Annotated in this window: 16 protein-coding genes; 8 read left to right on the top strand and 8 right to left on the bottom strand. The window is 59.7% G+C overall.

Translation table 11 applies throughout. From position 1 onward, the window contains the following. Nucleotides 1–46: 46 nt before the first annotated feature. The 4 genes from aspS to LJD29_RS07770 all read right to left on the bottom strand — a co-directional run bounded on the left by aspS (nt 47) and on the right by LJD29_RS07770 (nt 5,831). Nucleotides 47–1,918 (bottom strand): aspartate--tRNA ligase, encoded by a 1,872-nt coding sequence (gene aspS / locus LJD29_RS07785; RefSeq protein WP_446745187.1) that lies wholly within the window; start codon nt 1,916–1,918, stop codon nt 47–49. Nucleotides 1,919–2,226: 308 nt separating this feature from the next. Next, on the bottom strand, nt 2,227–3,189 hold the full coding sequence (locus LJD29_RS07780) for an amidohydrolase family protein (protein ID WP_446745186.1): 963 nt from the start codon (nt 3,187–3,189) through the stop codon (nt 2,227–2,229). A gap of 16 nt (nt 3,190–3,205) precedes the next feature. Further along, on the bottom strand, nt 3,206–5,329 hold the full coding sequence (locus LJD29_RS07775; protein ID WP_446745185.1) for a PKD domain-containing protein: 2,124 nt from the start codon (nt 5,327–5,329) through the stop codon (nt 3,206–3,208). Between the two features lie 10 nt (nt 5,330–5,339). Further along, nucleotides 5,340–5,831 carry a TspO/MBR family protein gene (locus tag LJD29_RS07770; RefSeq protein WP_446745184.1) on the bottom strand — a complete coding sequence of 164 codons (492 nt, stop codon included), beginning with the start codon at nt 5,829–5,831 and terminating at the stop codon, nt 5,340–5,342. A gap of 143 nt (nt 5,832–5,974) precedes the next feature. On the opposite strand from LJD29_RS07770, the gene LJD29_RS07765 reads away from it, so the two are divergent. Both LJD29_RS07765 and LJD29_RS07760 read left to right on the top strand, forming a co-directional pair. After that, a complete protein-coding gene (locus tag LJD29_RS07765; protein WP_446745183.1) occupies nt 5,975–6,430 on the top strand; it encodes an MbcA/ParS/Xre antitoxin family protein in 456 nt (151 codons plus the stop codon). Between the two features lie 38 nt (nt 6,431–6,468). Further along, a complete protein-coding gene (locus LJD29_RS07760) occupies nt 6,469–7,197 on the top strand; it encodes an RES family NAD+ phosphorylase (RefSeq protein ID WP_446745182.1) in 729 nt (242 codons plus the stop codon). Here LJD29_RS07760 and LJD29_RS07755 read toward each other — a convergent pair. Further along, the gene (locus LJD29_RS07755) at nt 7,154–8,176 is read right to left on the bottom strand and encodes a LysR substrate-binding domain-containing protein (protein WP_446745181.1); all 1,023 of its coding nucleotides are present in this window, start codon (nt 8,174–8,176) and stop codon (nt 7,154–7,156) included. The two genes, LJD29_RS07760 and LJD29_RS07755, sit on opposite strands and share 44 nt — an antisense overlap. A 164-nt stretch (nt 8,177–8,340) precedes the next feature. Here LJD29_RS07755 and LJD29_RS07750 point away from each other — a divergent pair, with 164 nt between their 5' ends. Further along, entirely contained in the window at nt 8,341–9,084 is a 744-nt protein-coding gene (locus tag LJD29_RS07750; protein ID WP_446745180.1) for an SDR family NAD(P)-dependent oxidoreductase, read from the top strand. Between the two features lie 97 nt (nt 9,085–9,181). Here LJD29_RS07750 and LJD29_RS07745 read toward each other — a convergent pair whose 3' ends face one another. Further along, nucleotides 9,182–9,754: an REP-associated tyrosine transposase gene (locus tag LJD29_RS07745; protein WP_446745179.1), complete on the bottom strand. Its 573-nt coding sequence runs from the start codon at nt 9,752–9,754 to the stop codon at nt 9,182–9,184. Nucleotides 9,755–9,926: 172 nt separating this feature from the next. Continuing rightward, entirely contained in the window at nt 9,927–11,192 is a 1,266-nt protein-coding gene (gene hisS / locus LJD29_RS07740) for a histidine--tRNA ligase (RefSeq protein WP_446745178.1), read from the bottom strand. Between the two features lie 108 nt (nt 11,193–11,300). Here hisS and LJD29_RS07735 point away from each other — a divergent pair, with 108 nt between their 5' ends. The 3 genes from LJD29_RS07735 to LJD29_RS07725 all read left to right on the top strand — a co-directional run bounded on the left by LJD29_RS07735 (nt 11,301) and on the right by LJD29_RS07725 (nt 13,600). Beyond that, nucleotides 11,301–11,975, top strand: a complete 675-nt coding sequence (locus LJD29_RS07735; RefSeq protein WP_446745177.1) for an O-methyltransferase — start codon at nt 11,301–11,303, stop codon at nt 11,973–11,975. 32 nt (nt 11,976–12,007) lie between these two features. Further along, nucleotides 12,008–12,265, top strand: coding sequence for a hypothetical protein (locus tag LJD29_RS07730; protein ID WP_446745176.1), 258 nt, complete (start codon nt 12,008–12,010; stop codon nt 12,263–12,265). A gap of 270 nt (nt 12,266–12,535) precedes the next feature. Further along, nucleotides 12,536–13,600: a hypothetical protein gene (locus LJD29_RS07725; RefSeq protein WP_446745175.1), complete on the top strand. Its 1,065-nt coding sequence runs from the start codon at nt 12,536–12,538 to the stop codon at nt 13,598–13,600. 16 nt (nt 13,601–13,616) lie between these two features. Here LJD29_RS07725 and LJD29_RS07720 read toward each other — a convergent pair whose 3' ends face one another. Further along, a complete protein-coding gene (locus tag LJD29_RS07720) occupies nt 13,617–14,255 on the bottom strand; it encodes a deoxynucleoside kinase (RefSeq protein ID WP_446745174.1) in 639 nt (212 codons plus the stop codon). Nucleotides 14,256–14,393: 138 nt separating this feature from the next. On the opposite strand from LJD29_RS07720, the gene LJD29_RS07715 reads away from it, so the two are divergent. Together LJD29_RS07715 and LJD29_RS07710 are read left to right on the top strand one after the other, a co-directional pair. Further along, entirely contained in the window at nt 14,394–15,062 is a 669-nt protein-coding gene (locus LJD29_RS07715) for a hypothetical protein (RefSeq protein ID WP_446745173.1), read from the top strand. A gap of 52 nt (nt 15,063–15,114) precedes the next feature. After that, entirely contained in the window at nt 15,115–15,843 is a 729-nt protein-coding gene (locus tag LJD29_RS07710; protein WP_446745172.1) for a polysaccharide deacetylase family protein, read from the top strand. Nucleotides 15,844–15,859 lie beyond the last annotated feature (16 nt).

The following is a 15,859-nucleotide window of genomic DNA, read 5'->3' as shown; positions in this document are numbered from 1 at the left end:
GGATGGCTCATCGAGCCATCCCCTTTCGCTTGCAGCAGTAAAACCGCTACTGCTTCGTAGGCTTGATATGCAGCTCCCTAAGCTGCATATCGCTGACCGGCGTTGGTGCATCGACCATCAGGTCGATGGCCTTGGCGGTCTTGGGGAAGGCGATTACTTCTCTCAGGCTGGAGGCTCCGGCGAGGATCATTACGATGCGGTCCAGGCCGAGGGCTATGCCTCCGTGGGGAGGCGTTCCGTACTGCAGCGCGTCGAGGAAGAAGCCGAAGCGCGACTTGGCCTCTTCGTCGCTCATGCCTAGAGCCCGGAAGATCTCTGCCTGCACCTGCTGCTGGTGGATACGGATCGAGCCCGAGCCGAGCTCGAGGCCATTCATCGCGATGTCGTAGTAGCGGGCGCGCACAGAGGCCGGGTCGGAGACGAGGCGGTCCATGTCCTCCTCATGCGGCGAGGTGAAGGGATGGTGCGACGGCATCCACTTGTGCGTCTCCTCGTCGTACTCGAACATGGGGAAGTCGGTGACCCAGATGGGGCGGAACGCGACAGATCCGTCTGCCAGGCCGGTGTTGCGCTCTTCCGAGGCGACGACGTTGTCGGTTACGGCGAAGGCTCCGTGGCGGTCGGCGTACTTCTTCGCCAGCTCGACGCGGAAGTTTCCGGCGGCCGAGTAGATGGCGATCTCTCGCTCGCTCAGGCGGCCTTCGCTCTTGGTGTCAGAGGCGCGGATGTGCGCGGCGGCATCTCCGGCAACGATGATGATGAGGTCGTCGGCTTCTCCACCCGCAAGCTCGCGCACCTTGGCGGCGGCTTCGGGGAATCCCTTTTCGAGACGCTTGAGGTCGTCGATGTACTTCGCGCCCTTGCGCTGATCGAAGAGCGGCTTGTTGTCGTCGCGATCCTTGCGCGAGAGCTCGCCGACCCTGGGAATGCGCAGGCCGATGACGGGCAGGTTCGCATCGATCTGGAGCGCGGCCAGGTTTTCGGCGGTGAAGGCAGGCTTCAGGTCTACCAGTCCAGGCAGGCGAAGATCGGGCTTGTCGATGCCGTAGTTGCGCATCGCCTCGTCGTAGGTGATCTGCGGGAAGGGCGTCGGCAGGTGGATACCCACGGCCTTGAACGCTTCCGAGAGGAAGCCTTCGACCACGCGAAAGACCGTCTCCTGCTGCGGGAAGGTCATTTCGAGATCGATCTGCGTGAACTCGGGCTGGCGGTCGGCGCGCAGGTCTTCGTCGCGGAAGCAGCGGGCGATCTGGAAGTAGCGGTCCATGCCGGAGATCATGAGGATCTGCTTGAAGAGCTGCGGCGACTGCGGCAGCGCGTAGAACTCACCCGGATGCACGCGGCTGGGCACCAGGTAATCGCGCGCGCCTTCAGGAGTCGAGCGCGTCATGAACGGCGTCTCGATCTCGTAGAAGCCCTGGCTGGAAAGATACTGGCGTACGGCCATCGCGACCTTGTGGCGCACGTGGAGGTTGTGCTGCATCTCCGGGCGGCGCAGGTCGATATAGCGGTACTTGAGGCGGACTTCTTCGTTGGCGATGGCCTCTTCGGCGGGCGAAAACGGCGCGAGCTTCGCGTCGTTCAGCAGCAGAAGCTGGTCGGCTACGACTTCGATCTCGCCGGTATCCATCTTGGGATTGATCACGTTGGCATCGCGCAGGCGAACCTTGCCGATGGCGGCGACGACGTACTCGGAACGAGCCTGTTCGGCCTTGCCATGGGCCTCGGTGCCGAGGTCCTTGTCGAGCACCACCTGCGAGATGCCGTAGCGGTCGCGCAGGTCGAGGAAGATCAGGTTGCCGTGATCGCGGCGCCGGTTGACCCAGCCAAGAAGAACGACGGATTTGCCCGCGTCGCTCGCTCGCAACTCGCCACAGGTGTGGGTGCGCGTCAGATTGCCTAAAAAGTCCAGTGTCACAGTACGTTCTATTGTACGGATTTCGGCACGATGACGCCGCCGCTACTCTGCGCTCCTCAATTTGTCATCCCGAACGCAGTGAGGGACCTGCTTTTTGCCCGAATCGGCACGGTTCGCCGAAATTTCAAAGAGATTTCACCACAGAGGACACAAAGACCACAGAAGCATCCCGGCAGTCGATGAGCTAGCCGGTTGCATGAACCCTCCGTGTTCTCTGTGTCCTCTGTGGTGAATAAGCAGGCTCGGGCGCAGCTAGGGTCGCCAGAGCAGGTCCCTCACTGCGTTCGGGATGACAAAGTATGTGGGCGTTACAGCTTCAGGAGCTTTGCTGCATTCAGCCCGGCGATCTTCGCTCTATCGGTATCACTCACCGGCATGGAATCGAGGAACTCCCGGCCTGCGCGGTTCGAACCGAACGGGTAATCCACCGAGAACAGGATGCGTTCGGCGCCGCAGACCTCGAGGGCGCATTTCAGCGGGGGATTCGAGAAGTAGCCGCTGGTCGTGATCCAGAAATGCTCGTCGAAGTACTCCTTCACCGGGCGCTTCAGGTTCTTCGCTCCGCGGGAAAGCACGGTGCTGGCGCGAACGATGGAAAAAGGCAGGTTCTCGCCCATGTGTCCGATGATGATCTTCAGGCGCGGGAAGCGGTCGAAGAGTCCGCTCACGATCAGCCGCAGCGCGTGCATGCCTGTCTCAACGTGCCATCCCCAGCCTGCGGTTGCCAGCATGTAATCCGTTGGATCGCCCAGTCCGCTGTAGTAGGCCTTCTGTACCGTCTCGGGCGGCGGCGCGGGATGCAGATAGATCGGCGCGTCGAGCGCCTGCGCTGCTTCGAAGATCGGGGAAAAGCGCGGGTCGTCGAGAAACAGGCCATTCGATGTTCCATGGAGCATCGTGCCCACGAAGCCTTTGATCGCCATGGCGCGCTCAAGCTCTCGCGCTGCTTTTTCGGGCTCGGTGGTGTTCAATGCTGCGAAGCCTGCAAAGCGCGTTGGGCGGTCGGCGATGGCCTGCGCCATGCGGTCGTTGGTGGCGCGAGCCAGCGCTGTGGCTTCTGCCGGATCGATCAGATCGAGACCGGTGGACACCTGCGAGAGCACCTGGAGATCGATGCCGTTGGCGTCCATGTCGGCGATGCGGGCCTGATCCACGTCGATCAGCTTTTCCTGGATCGCGCGCATGTAGTCGCTGCTGCCTGCTCCGATATGAGAGGTCGCCTTCACGATCTCCGGGATGGTCATGTGCTCTTCAAGGGTGATGACTCGCATACCCGGTTGGATGCGATCAGTGTGTGAGCGATTCAGGCGGAAGCGTCGCCAACGGCACGCCCGGGCCCTGCCAGAGCACGCGGAAGTCGTGGGGTCCGGAGGTGTGGGTCATCGAGACGCGCAGAGGGTGCCGCCCGGCGCGCAGGCTGATGCTGCCTCCGGCGGTTTGCACGGCGTTGCCGGCCGATCCGCAGACCTGCGCGAAAGGGGCTGGGTTTTCGGCGACGATCGTGGAGTCGATCTCCAGCCGTGCGCCGTCTCGGGCGAGCATGGTGAAGGTGTATCCGCCATCGGCAGGCACATCGAGGAAGCCGGTAAAGACCATGCCGTAGTTGTCGTCCCGCTTGCGGACTGTGGTTTCGAAGGTGGGCACGATACCTTCGGATTTCGGCGTGGCCATCTTCAGATCGTTGAGTGCGGCGGTTTCGAAGTAGCGATACTTCAGGCCAGCCTGTCGCCCGGCATCGAGATTCGCGCTGCGCACAACATCACTCACTGCGACCGGCTGATAGATGGAGTCGGTGTGTCCCGCGTCGTCAGTCACGGTGAGGATGACCCGGTAGCGCCCGGTGTGATCCCAGAGCGTGCCCGAGTTGTCCACGAATTCGTGATGCACCTTGCGCCCGGTATCGGTGGTGCCGTCTCCGAAAGACCATTGGTAGCGGCGGATGTGCGGGCCGGATGCCGATGCGTCGAAGGCCACGCGATCTTTTGGCCGGATTGCGCCGCGCGTGTAGCTGAAAGCCGCGTGAACCGGGCCGGGCGTATAGACAGGGTCTTTAGCTCCGCCTATCGCCGTGATCGGAAGCTCTGCATTGTTTGTGACAATGCGGTCGGCGATGCGGACGTGATCCATGCGTACGCCGTCGATATCGCCCAGAAGTGTCGAAGGCACGAGCGACGGATTTTCAATCGACCAGATATTTGTGAAGGTCACATCGCCGATCGAAGGATTCGGCTGCTCGATCTGCGCGAGCGAGTACCAGTCTTCGAGGCGGATATTGTCGAAGTGAAAGCCGCTGGAGTGGCCGGTTGCGCCGTTCGTTGCCCACATTTCGAAGAGCGCGAACGGAATGCCGCATGAACCGATGCCGCCATGAATTACATCGGAGTCGCGCATGGTGAAGTTCGTGCCGTTGAAGACCTTCTCCGGCCAGGCGGCGCGAACGACATTCGAGATACTGGTCGAGACGACGCTGTTCTCTACGGTGATGTTCGATACATCATGCCCGGGCGCGATCATTGCTGCATGGTCATAGCCGTCCCAGTTGCCCTGCATGGCGAAGACGTCGTCGGCGGCGCGGATGAAGCAGTCGCGCACGACCGTATCGCCGCCGCCCAGCCAGTCCATGCCGTCCTGGTTGGCATTGGCGTCGCTGCCTCCGATCACCTTAACGTTGTCGAAGGTGACCTGGCCTGAGTCCTTCATCTGGATCATCCAGGTGCGCGTTCGCACCACGCAGGTGATGCCGCTGATCGAGACGTGATGCGCATCGTTCATGCCGATGCAGTGCCAGTTCTTCAGCTGCTTCCAGCCATCGTCATCGTTGGGGTTCTGGGTTCCCTCATAGATAAGAGTCCCGCGCCCCCAGACCTTCACGTTCTCTACCTGCCAGATGTTGAGGCTGCCGAAGACCACGGCTCCCGGCGCGAGATAGATGTTGTCGCCTGCTTTCGCATCGATGCTCTCGCGATGTATCCCCGGTCCGTAGTAGCGGACGTGTGGATCGTTGGGCGCGGGAGCATCTGTCTCGAGAGCGTTTGCGAAGAGGAAGAGCATGGTCGCCCCGGCGAGGTGTTCGCCGGGCCGCGCAATGGAGAGCTTTACAGGATGGTCGAGCGTGAAGCTGATCGTTCGTCCCTGTACGAAGGGGCGGATGCCGAGCCTCCACGGCTGCACCTCGACGCCCTTGCTCCAGTAGTCATCTGTCGGCGCAGTGATCGAGATTTTCGCTTTGCCCTTGAGATCAAAATTGAGGAAGTCGTAGTTGGCTGCTGCGTGCGTCACCTGTGCGGGCTGGCCGTCGATGCGGATATCAAAACGCGTGCTGCGGACCTCTTCAGGAACCGGCGCGAGACTTACTTTGGCCTGTGCGGAGAACGCTGCAAAACATACGAGCAGCAAGGCAATTTTGCGCATCGGCACCCGGTCAGTTCATGCGCCAGATGGCGAAGTTCAGATAACCGGCAAACGCCACCCACAGCAGATAAGGCACAAGCAGGCTGGCTGCCGGAATGCTCATCTTCCGAAAGCTGCGCGCCATAAGCAGGACCGCAACCCAGAGCACGACCAGGTCAACGAAGGCGGTAAAGATCTGATGGCGCGAGAAGAAGGTCCAGCTCCAGAGCAGGTTGAGCCCAAGCTGCACCCAGAAGATGCGCAGTCCCGTCTTGCGGCAGTCGCTCAAGCGAGTCTTCCAGACGATCCATGTCGCGACCGCAGTCAGTATGTAGATCGCGGTCCATACGGGCGCGAAGATCCAGTTGGGCGGATTGAGCGGCGGCTTGGCCAGCGATGCATACCAGCCGGAAATCTCCGGGGCGCTGAACAGCGAGCCGAGAAATCCAACACCGAGGCTGACGGCCAGAAAGCCGATCAGCACCGGGATTGCATAAGGTCGTGGTGGGTTCGTGGGTTCCATCTCCAATGGAAACTGTACTATGAGCGGCGAAATGCTATCCTTTGCATGGGCGAAGAAAAAGCAAAACCATGACCCCGCGACGTTTGTCTTGTCGGCCGCATCGAAAATGATGCAATATATCTACAGAAATGGAGAGACAATCCATGGCCGCTTCGTCTCATGCAGTCCTTGCCCCGGACTACGTCCCCGGTTATGCCACCGAAAAGGCGGCTGACCTTTCGCAGCCCGAAACCCGCCGCCGCCTGAGCCCGGCCGCAATCAAAGGCTTTCTCGGTATCGTCGAGAAGTGGAGCCTGCGCGATCCCGATGCCCGCGTGTTGCTGGGCGGCGTCTCGAATGGCTCGTATTACGGGCTGAAGAAAGAAAGCGCCGGTAAAGCTCTCGACCAGGACACGCTCACGCGCATCTCGCTGCTGCTCGGCATCTTCAAGGCGCTGAACATTCTCTACAGCAAAAAGCTCGCCGATGCGTGGATGACGCTGCCGAATACGAACCCGATCTTCCGCGGACAGACGCCGCTCGAATACATCATGCAGCGTGGACTGCCGGGCATGATCACCGTTCGTCAGCTGCTCGATGCGCGCCGGGGCGGTCAGTAGCGCCTCGGCATTGGATACAGATCCATAAGAAAGAAGCCATGTCCTCGTTTCCCCCGATTACAGAGGTTCGCCTGCGCAACACGCATCGCCTGATTCCGTCGAAGTACAGCGACGGAGTCTCCGTGCTCTCGCGCCTGACCGACGAAGCGCACACGCTCGAAGAGCTGATGCAGCTCGATGGAGCCACCAACGAACGCCTGCTCGGCGAAGAAGGATTGCTGCCCGGCATCGGCGTCCACGAGCTGGTCTTCGGAGTGGAGTACGCGCACATCGTCAATGCGGCTTTCACACACGCCTCACCGGAAGGCGGCCGCTTCAATAACGGAGAGCGCGGAGCCTGGTATGCAGGACTCGAGCGCGATACATCCCTTGCCGAGGTGGCCTTCCACAAGCTGCGGCATCTGGAAGAGATCAGCTGGCCCGATGACGAAATCTCCATGTTCGACGACTACCTCGCTGACTTCACCATGCGCGCACATGATCTAACCCAGGAAGGGTTCGCGGAAGAAGCGAAGTCTTTCCTCGAGCCCGATCCAGTACCTGCCTGCTACGCCGCTCCACAACGTCTCGCCGCTGAACTTCTGGCGAAGCAGTCGAACGGAATCCTTTATCCCAGTGCCCGCCGTGAAGCCGGTCGCTGCATCGTCTGCTTCCGCCCGGCGCTCGTCTACAACGTGCGGCGAGGCAAGCGTCTGCAGATGACGCTGCATGCGGGAGAGCCTTTCAATTCGAAGAGCGTGCGCGAGGCGATGATTCCGAAGGCGTAGGAATCTCCGCAAATGCGATGGAAGCAGACAGAAACTGGTCTTCAGCCTGAGCCGGCTCCGCTGCCGGAGAACGTTGCGCGACGCACAGCTGGTTTGCGCCTGCAAGAAATCCCCTGAGAATCGGCGAGTTGTTTGTCTTGCGGTAACCGATGGAGAGATCGATTTTAAGGGCGGGTCCATGAAGCGGACGCGTCGTCACGGATTCCGGCAGAAAGGTTTTTGCGTAGACCGGTAACAGCGCAACGCCCCCGGTGGAAGCAATAAGCGAGGTGACGGCTCCCAGGTTATCCACCTCATGGCTTGGCCTGATCTCTACTCCCTGGTCGCGCATGTATTTATCGATAGCCCTTCGAAGCGCCGGAGGCTTGCCTGAGATACTGAGCGCCATCCCCGAGATGCTGAGAAACGTCTCACCCGCAAGCTCCTCCAGGCGTATGGATCTTTTCGCGGCGAGAGGGTGTTCGCGGGGCAGAAACACTTCGAAAGACTCTTCGATCAAAGGCACGAAACCGAGATCGGTGCTTCCATCTTCGCGGCGCATAAATGCAGCGTCGATTCTTCCATCGGAAAGCGCAGCCGCAAGCTGCGGAGAGTTCTGGGTGGAGATGACGACCCGCAGGTTGGTTAATTCATCGCGGAGAATTCGCAACGCTTCGGGAAGCCAGGTTGTCTCGTGGCCGATCATGATTCCCAGCGCGAAGGATGGCTTGACCGGGTGAGCGACCTGCCTGGCCGACTGCACCGCAGCCTCAGCCTGCGAGAGCATGACGCGCGCATGATCCAGAAAGATCCGGCCGGCTGGCGTCAACTCGACACCCTTTGTGCCGCGCAGCAACAGCGGCGTTCCCACTTCCGCTTCGAGATCACGAATCTGGCGGCTGAGAGAGGGCTGCGTAGTATGAAGTTTTTCTTCGGCCGCGTATTTGAGACTTCCCGCCTCGGCCACCGCCACAAAGTAACGAAGATGCCTGAGTTCCACGCCTCACCTCTGCCTAGAAAGCATAACCTCTCTGCCTACAAAGCAATTTTCCAGCAGCCGGGAAACGGTTATGGTTCGAGTGGCCGGTTCCCGCCGCGGGGGCATGTATCGCCCGCCGGGGCTGGCGATACATCGCTCATCGATTTACAGAAAGGTAAGGCTGAATGTCTCATTCACTGGAAGGAAAAGTTGCGCTCGTTACGGGCGCTTCGCGCGGCATCGGAGCAGCCATCGCCAAACGGCTGGCTCAGGAAGGCGCCAACGTTGCAATCACCTACTCGAAAGATGCAAAAGGGGCCGAAGCCGTGGTGTCGGCTGTTGAGGCGCTTGGCCACAAGGCTGTCGCTGTGCAGGCGGATGCAGCCGATGTGAAAGCGGTAACGGCTGCTGTAGAACAGGCGGTGAAGGCGTTCGGCCGCATCGATGTGCTGGTAAATAATGCAGGCACGGCGATCCCGAAGCCATTCGAAGACACGCCGCTGGACGAGCTCAACCGCGTCATCGATATCAACGTACGTGGCGTAATGGTAACGACGCAGGCTGTGCTAAAACACATGCCGAATGGTGGGCGCATCATCTCGATCGGGTCATGCGTGGGAGAGCGAATCATGACGCCGGGGCTTACGGCGTACGCCGCAACCAAGGGCGCGGTGAAGATGTTTACCCAGGGGCTTGCGCGGGAGCTGGGGAGTCGAGGCATCACGGTCAACAACGTCCAGCCAGGGCCAATCGATACCGATCTGAATCCTGCATCGGGTGACTGGGCCACTCCGCAGCTGGCCGCTACCGCGTTGAATCGCTATGGTCATGTCGACGAAGTAGCGGCGCTGGTGGCATTCGTAGCCGGCCCGGACGCAGCTTACATCACCGGTACAAATCTCACAGTGGATGGCGGAACGAACGCTTAAACAGCTCGGAGGCGAGGCTGAAGTGCGCCCTGGATCGTGTTTGGCATCGCGTCTTATATCAGGCTCAGTATCAGGGGCTTTGTATCAGGGCACGGCTTCAGCCGTGCCGATTGTTTAGATGAGAAGAGGGCTTTAGCCCCTGCTTCTTCTTCACCAATGTCACATAGCAAAAGGGATATTGATCTTCTGCCGCAGCCAGCCCTGTTTTTACAGGGTTGTCGGAAATATAGCGGCGATGGGCTATGAAGCTTTCTCCATCATTCACGCGAACCTCCGAAAATCCCCGCTGCCAGACTTCGCCCTTGTACCCGAGTTCTTTGTGCAATCGATGTGAAAAGCCACCCTTGATCAGTTGCACGGCTTTCTCGACGGTTGAACTTCCGTCGACTGTGAGCAGGATATGGATATGGTCCGGCATCACGACGAAGTCGTGTACTACGAATTTTCGAGCCGCCGCGTAGTCCCTTAGTGTCGCGACTAGAAGGGTAGCGTTCCGCTCAACTTGGAAGAGGCTTCGTCCTTGATGAACCTTTGCCGTGACAAAGAAGGTTCGCGTTGAACTCAAGAGGCTTTCGGGCGAGGCATTGCGTGATGGTTTGGACATCGCAGGGGCTGAAGCCCCTTTGTTTCTAAGCTGGAACGGCACGGCTGAAGCCGTGCCCTGATACAAAGCGGGCTTACATCCCAGTTGAACGTATGTGTCTATCGCGATGGAAGTGAATACGGCATGAAGCTGCGCGGAAGTAATGATGGGCGTGCCATATCGGCACGCCCATCATTACTTTCTGCCCTAAGAGTGGAAGCTCGTCAGGATGAGCCTTGTTACAAATTCGCGGCACGGCTTACGCCAGCTCTGCGCGCGCAACCTTCGTCTGCTCTGCGGTTGCGAAGTCCTTCACGGTCAGCACTCCCGTGCTGGCTTCATCCTCGCCGAGCAGGATGATCTTCTTCGCCAGCTTGTTTGCGACCTCGAAGGACTTCTTCAAGCGGAAGCTGCCGTCTCCTACCTCGATGCGCAGGCCCTTGCGGCGCAGTTCGCGTGCCAGCTCCAGTGCTGCGGGGTTTAGCTCAGCGGCGAGCGGAGCGATGTAGTAATCGGCCAGCGTGGCCTGTTGCTCGGCCTGCGCCTGCAGCGTCAGGATCAGGCGGTCTTCGCCCATGGCGAACCCTATGCCGGGAGCCTTCGGTCCGCCGATGTTTTCCGACAGGCCGTCGTAGCGTCCGCCGCCCAGCAGCGCGTTCTGCGCGCCGAGCCCGCCGTGCGTGAACTCGAAGGTCGTGCGTGTGTAGTAGTCGAGCCCGCGCACCAGCCGCGGATTCACATGGTACGGAACGCCGCATGCATCGAGCGCGGCGAGCACCGCGGCGAAGTGCGCCTTCGAATCTTCGTCGAGGTAATCTGCGATCTTCGGCAGGTTGTTGATCAGCTCCTGGTCGTTCGGGTCCTTTGAGTCGAGCACGCGCAGGGGATTCGTTTCAGCGCGGCGCTGGTTGTCCTCGCACATCAGGTGCTTGACCGGAGCCAGTGCCTCGCGCAGCGCGGCTACGTAGCGCGGCCGATCGAGCGCCGAGCCGACCGAGTTGATCTCCAGCCGCCAGCCGCTGATGCCCAGCTCGTCGAGAAAGCTCGCCAACATCTCCAGCACTTCGGCATCGCGCAGCGGCGATTCCGATCCGGCGCTGGTGGGGCCGATGACCTCGGCGCCGATCTGCCAGAACTGCCGGTAGCGGCCCTTCTGCGGACGCTCGCGGCGGAACTGCGGGCCGATGTAATAAAGCTTCTGCAGAAGGCCGGCCTCGCCCAGCTTGTGCTCGATGTAGGCGCGCACGACGCCTGCGGTGTTCTCCGGGCGGAGGGTCAGAGACTGTGCTTTCTCAGACTGTGCGCGGGCGCGGTCTTCCCAGGTGTACATTTCTTTCGAGACGATGTCGGTCTCTTCGCCCACGCCGCGGGCGAAGAGCGAGGTGTCCTCGAAGATGGGCGTGCGGATCTCGCCGAAGTTGTAGCGGGAAAAGACCTCGCGGGCGGTGCGCTCGACGCGGTTCCAGAGTTCGGTTTCAGGGGGCAGCAGGTCGCGGGTGCCGCGGACGGCTTTCAGTGTGCTCATGAGTCGTATAGGGCCTTAAATGCAAGGATATCAGGGGACATGGAGCGATCGGCCCGCGTCCAAACAGGTATGAGAACGCAACGACGCATTGAAAGGAAAGCAGAAACGATGACGCAGAAGACCTGGACTGCAGTCGATGACTACATCGAGGCAAAGCTTGTTCCGGCCGATTCCGTGCTCGAGGGAGCGCTCGCGGCCAGCGAGGAGGCGGGGCTGCCATCCATCGCCGTTTCATCGACTCAGGGCAGGCTGCTGATGATTCTTGCCCAGGCCACGAGAGCAAAACGCATCCTGGAGATCGGAACGCTTGGGGCTTACAGTACGACCTGGCTGGCCCGCGCACTACCCAGGGATGGGAAGCTGATCACGCTCGAAGCCGATCCGAAGCACGCCGAGGTCGCCCGGAAAAATCTGAAGCATGCGGGATTCGGCGAGCTTGCCGAGGTGCGGTTAGGAAAAGCGCTGGAGACATTGCCGAAGCTGGCTTCCGAAGGCCACCGGCCCTTCGACATGATCTTCATCGACGCCAACAAGAACGACTACCCGGGCTATCTCGAATGGGCGATCAAGCTCAGCCGGCCCGGAACCCTGATCGTCGCCGACAATGTAATCCGCGACGGACGCGTGGCCGACGCTGGCGATTCCGACCCGAACGTGCAGGGTGTGCGCCGAATGTATGAGATCGCTGCCGCCGAACCGGGGCTGAAGGCGACCGCCATCCAGACGGTTGGCAGCCGGGGATATGACGGACTGTTTATCGCCGTCGTCGACGGAGACAACTAGCTGCGCAGAGCCGGGTTCAAAGAAGAAGACAGATGACCCAGCCACCGACCATCATCGTCGCGCCCACCAAGAGTATCCTGCTCTCGCTGGTGCTGACCTTCTTCTTTGGACCCCTAGGCATGCTCTACAGCACCATCTGGGGAGCAATCGTGATGGCCGTGCTCTCGATCCCGGCCTTCATCATTACGCTGGGACACGCGGCTTTTCTCATCTGGCCGGTGTCGATGGTCTGGGGTGCCTGGGCCGCCCACCGCTACAACGAGCGCCTGCTGCGCCGGGCTGGCTTGTAGGCGAAGATGCTATTTCGTGGCAGGCCTAGCACTGCTTGTAATTAGCGGGCAGGTTATCGGTTACTGGAAGAAGTTTAGAAAAGTATTATTTGTCCGAAGCGCATGCAGGGATAATTACTTTCTACTGTAACTATTTTTCTTTTGCGGTTACCGGAAGCAGTGCTAAGTTACACCCGTCCATGCTCAGGTAATCTGCGCTAGGACACCCCCCGCAGGCCCCTTCCTTGGTTCTTCCCCCACATAAAAATTTATTTGGAAAGAGAAATCACCATGCGCAAGATCATTGTGTGGATGTTTTCAGCTGCCTTCTGCCTCACTCTGTCGCCTTCGCCTATCTGGGCACAGGGAGATCTCGGAAAGGCACCAAGCATATATTGGAGAGTTGGCGCCGGGATCGATGTCACGGCCGCCAGTTCAAGTAACCCGACAGGGCGTCTTATGGGAGATCTGGCAGTTCAGATCCCCGTACATTTCGGTTGTGCTACAGAGCCTTGTGATAATTACCTGACCAAGCACTGGTTTGATGGTTATCTGCGAGTTGATTCGATATCCCAGCCGGGCGCAATCTCCGGCCTTTCAAATGCGTCGTCCTATCTGACTTCGGTCACCTCGCTGGCACCTGAACAGGCTGTCTATTCTTTAGAGTCCCAGATTGGTTACGACTTTGACCTCTTGCCTGAATCGAAGACGATTCATACTCGCCCGTATCTTTCTGTGCAGGCCGGAGCAATCACACCACTGTCTGCCAATCAGTCGAATCCAACGGTATATGAGCTGACCAGCGCGATCGAGAGTGCTTATCCGGCACCCAAAGGCAGCGGTGGTGAGACTGCATATGAGGAATCCTGTCCTAACGGGCAAGCGAGTGGCCCAAACCAGCAATTAAGCTATGGCCAGACTGAATGCTATGTTGCATTTCTGCCTCAAGATCGCGATAGGTTTTATCGTTACTACCAGGCCGGCTTCAGACTGAAACACTTCGCGTATGACAGCGAAGCGAAAGAGCAACATTATCCATCTGTTTTTGAAGTGGAGGTGGGTCAAAATGACTATGTCACCGGCGGCTCGTTACGCGGACCGGTTGCCCATTTTGGAGGGGCGACCTATCTCCCGCCGATTCACGGTGTATATCTATTCGGTTCCATGGACGTTGGATTTCAGGGGGCTCGGACGCACGATGCTGTTCTGTTAACCGTGCCTTCAAGTCCCGTGAGCATTGCTGCACCTAACGTCGCGGTCCTGAGCTCGCCTCAACCGAATCGCGACCGCTGGCGACTTGGGATTTCATTCGACATCGCCGAGTTTTTGAAAGACAAAAAAGGAAATGGTCAGTAACAAACGCGCTCAGCGTTTACGCCCCCAAGGGCAGAAAATACTGCTTCCCCTTCACCGGCTCGGAGATCCTTTTCAGAAGCAACTGCAGGTCTTCGTTCTTTTCTACGAAATCGATCTCTGAGGTATCCACTACCAGCAGGTCGCTGGCTGTGTAGTGAAAAAAGTAGTGCTCGTAGGACTGGGCGATCTGCTCGATATATTCGTCGCTGATCGCCTGTTCTTCCGCCACGCCTTTGCGCTTCAGCCGCTGCTTCAACACATCGGGCGAGGCTTCGAGATAGATCACCAGGTCGGGTGTAGGGACCTCGGAGCGAAACATCTGGTAATAACGGTTGTAGAGGCTCAGCTCGGCGTCCGTGAGGTTGACGTAGGCGAAGAGCTTATCTTTTTCGAAGGTGTAGTCCGCCACGATCGGATCGGCGGAGTCCTTTACAGCTCTCATCTGCTCGTAGCGTTCCATCAGGAACCACATCTGGGTTTCGAAGCTCACGCTCGATTGCGCCGCGTAGAAGCGGTCGAGAAACGGATTATTCTCAGGCTCGGCAATGCGGCGCGCTCCGATCGTTTCAGCCAGAACGCGGGCCAGTGTGGACTTGCCCACTCTAAGCGGGCCCTCAATCGCGATGAACCGGGGAGGACTGAACAGATTAGCCATCAAAAACTCCGGGGAAGCGAATAAAAACCGAAGATAGCATGATTTTTATCATGACGCTACAAGCAGCAGGATTTTCGTTTGCCTTGTCTTAGGCGGCCCATTAGGCTGGCCGAACTGTTGGAAAGACAGGGGAGGCCTGTGCAGATAAAACTGACTGCAATTCTTCGACTTACGGTGGCCGGGTGCCTTGCGGCTTTAATTTCAGTCACCGGGTATTCCCAGCAACCGGCCAACAGGCCGGGACCTCCCCAGAATAACAATCGCCCCGGTCCTCAACCAGGCAACAAGCCGGGTCCGCAACCCGGAAATCGGCCTAAGCCTCAACCGGGGAATCGTCCTGCGCCGAAGCCGAACCCCCCGCAGAATAATCATCGCCCCGGCAATCCTGGCAATCGTCCAAATCCGTCACGCCCGAATCCCGGCCAGCGCCCGGGTGGGAATGGTGGACGTCCGCCGGTACATCGGCCTCCCGCTCAACATCGCCCGCCATCGCACCGTCCGCCGCAGTGGGGACGTCCGCCTGCGCGTCGCCCCTCGTACAATTTCCGTCCGGGCGACCGTGACCGCCTGCGCCGCTACTATGCGCACCGGTTCAGCTACATCAATCGCGCGCGCAGACCGGTATTCTCCGTCGGTGGATATTTCCCGTACGGGGACATTGGCTACCTGAGTCCGCTTCCAGGCGACCTCTACAGCTATATGCCTCCACCGCCGCCGGGCTACCAGATGGGATATTTCGATGGGTACGTGGTCGTGTACGATCCGCTGACTTACTTCATTGCGAACGTGGTCGACCTGCTGCAGTAAGCTGGAAAACCCCGTCCCCAGGGACGGGGTTTTCTGCCTTTACACTGGAAGGATGCTCGCCGTATCCGCATCTGCAATTGCAGGATCCGCCGCCGCCGCGCTCGGTCTCGCAGCCGGAGGATATGCCTATGCGGGCATGTGGCCTACGTCTCAGATCTTTGGACGCACGCTCGTCGCCGGACGTGACCCGAATGAATACGCCCTGACATACGACGACGGCCCGAACGACGCCTGCACCGAACGGCTGCTCGAAGTGCTGGCCGCGCAGAATACGCGTGCGACCTTCTTCATGATCGGGCGCTTCGTTCGCGAGCGAGGCGAGCTGGTGCGGAAGGTTCGCGCCGCCGGGCACCTGGTGGGGAACCATACATTTACCCATCCCGTGCTGCTCTGGACCGCTCCGAAAAAGGCGCAGCAGGAGCTGGCCGCGACGAACGCCGCGCTCGAGGATGCTTTGGGCGAAAAGGTCAGCTACTTCCGTCCGCCGCACGGCGCGCGCCGTCCGGACGTGCTGCGCTCCGCGCGTGAACTCGGGCTGACTCCGGTTCTATGGAACGCGATGGGTTATGACTGGAGGCCGGTGACGGCGGCAGAGATCGTGGGAAATCTCGAAAAAGGCATCCGCAAAAACCGCGCCGCCGGCCGAGGCTCGAACCTGCTGCTTCACGATGGAGGGCAAGCGGGCATTGGACAAAACCGCATGGCATCGGTCGAGGCGACGAACCTGCTGCTGAAGTCGGCGCAGGGAGTTCGATTTGTCACTGTCGATGCCTGGGGATAGGCCGTTTCATCTATTT

Source organism: Silvibacterium acidisoli (genome assembly GCA_022870745.1).
Lineage (GTDB): Bacteria > Acidobacteriota > Terriglobia > Terriglobales > Acidobacteriaceae > Silvibacterium.
Note: the sequence above shows the minus strand (reverse complement) of the source record. Positions and strands in the feature narration are given on the sequence as shown.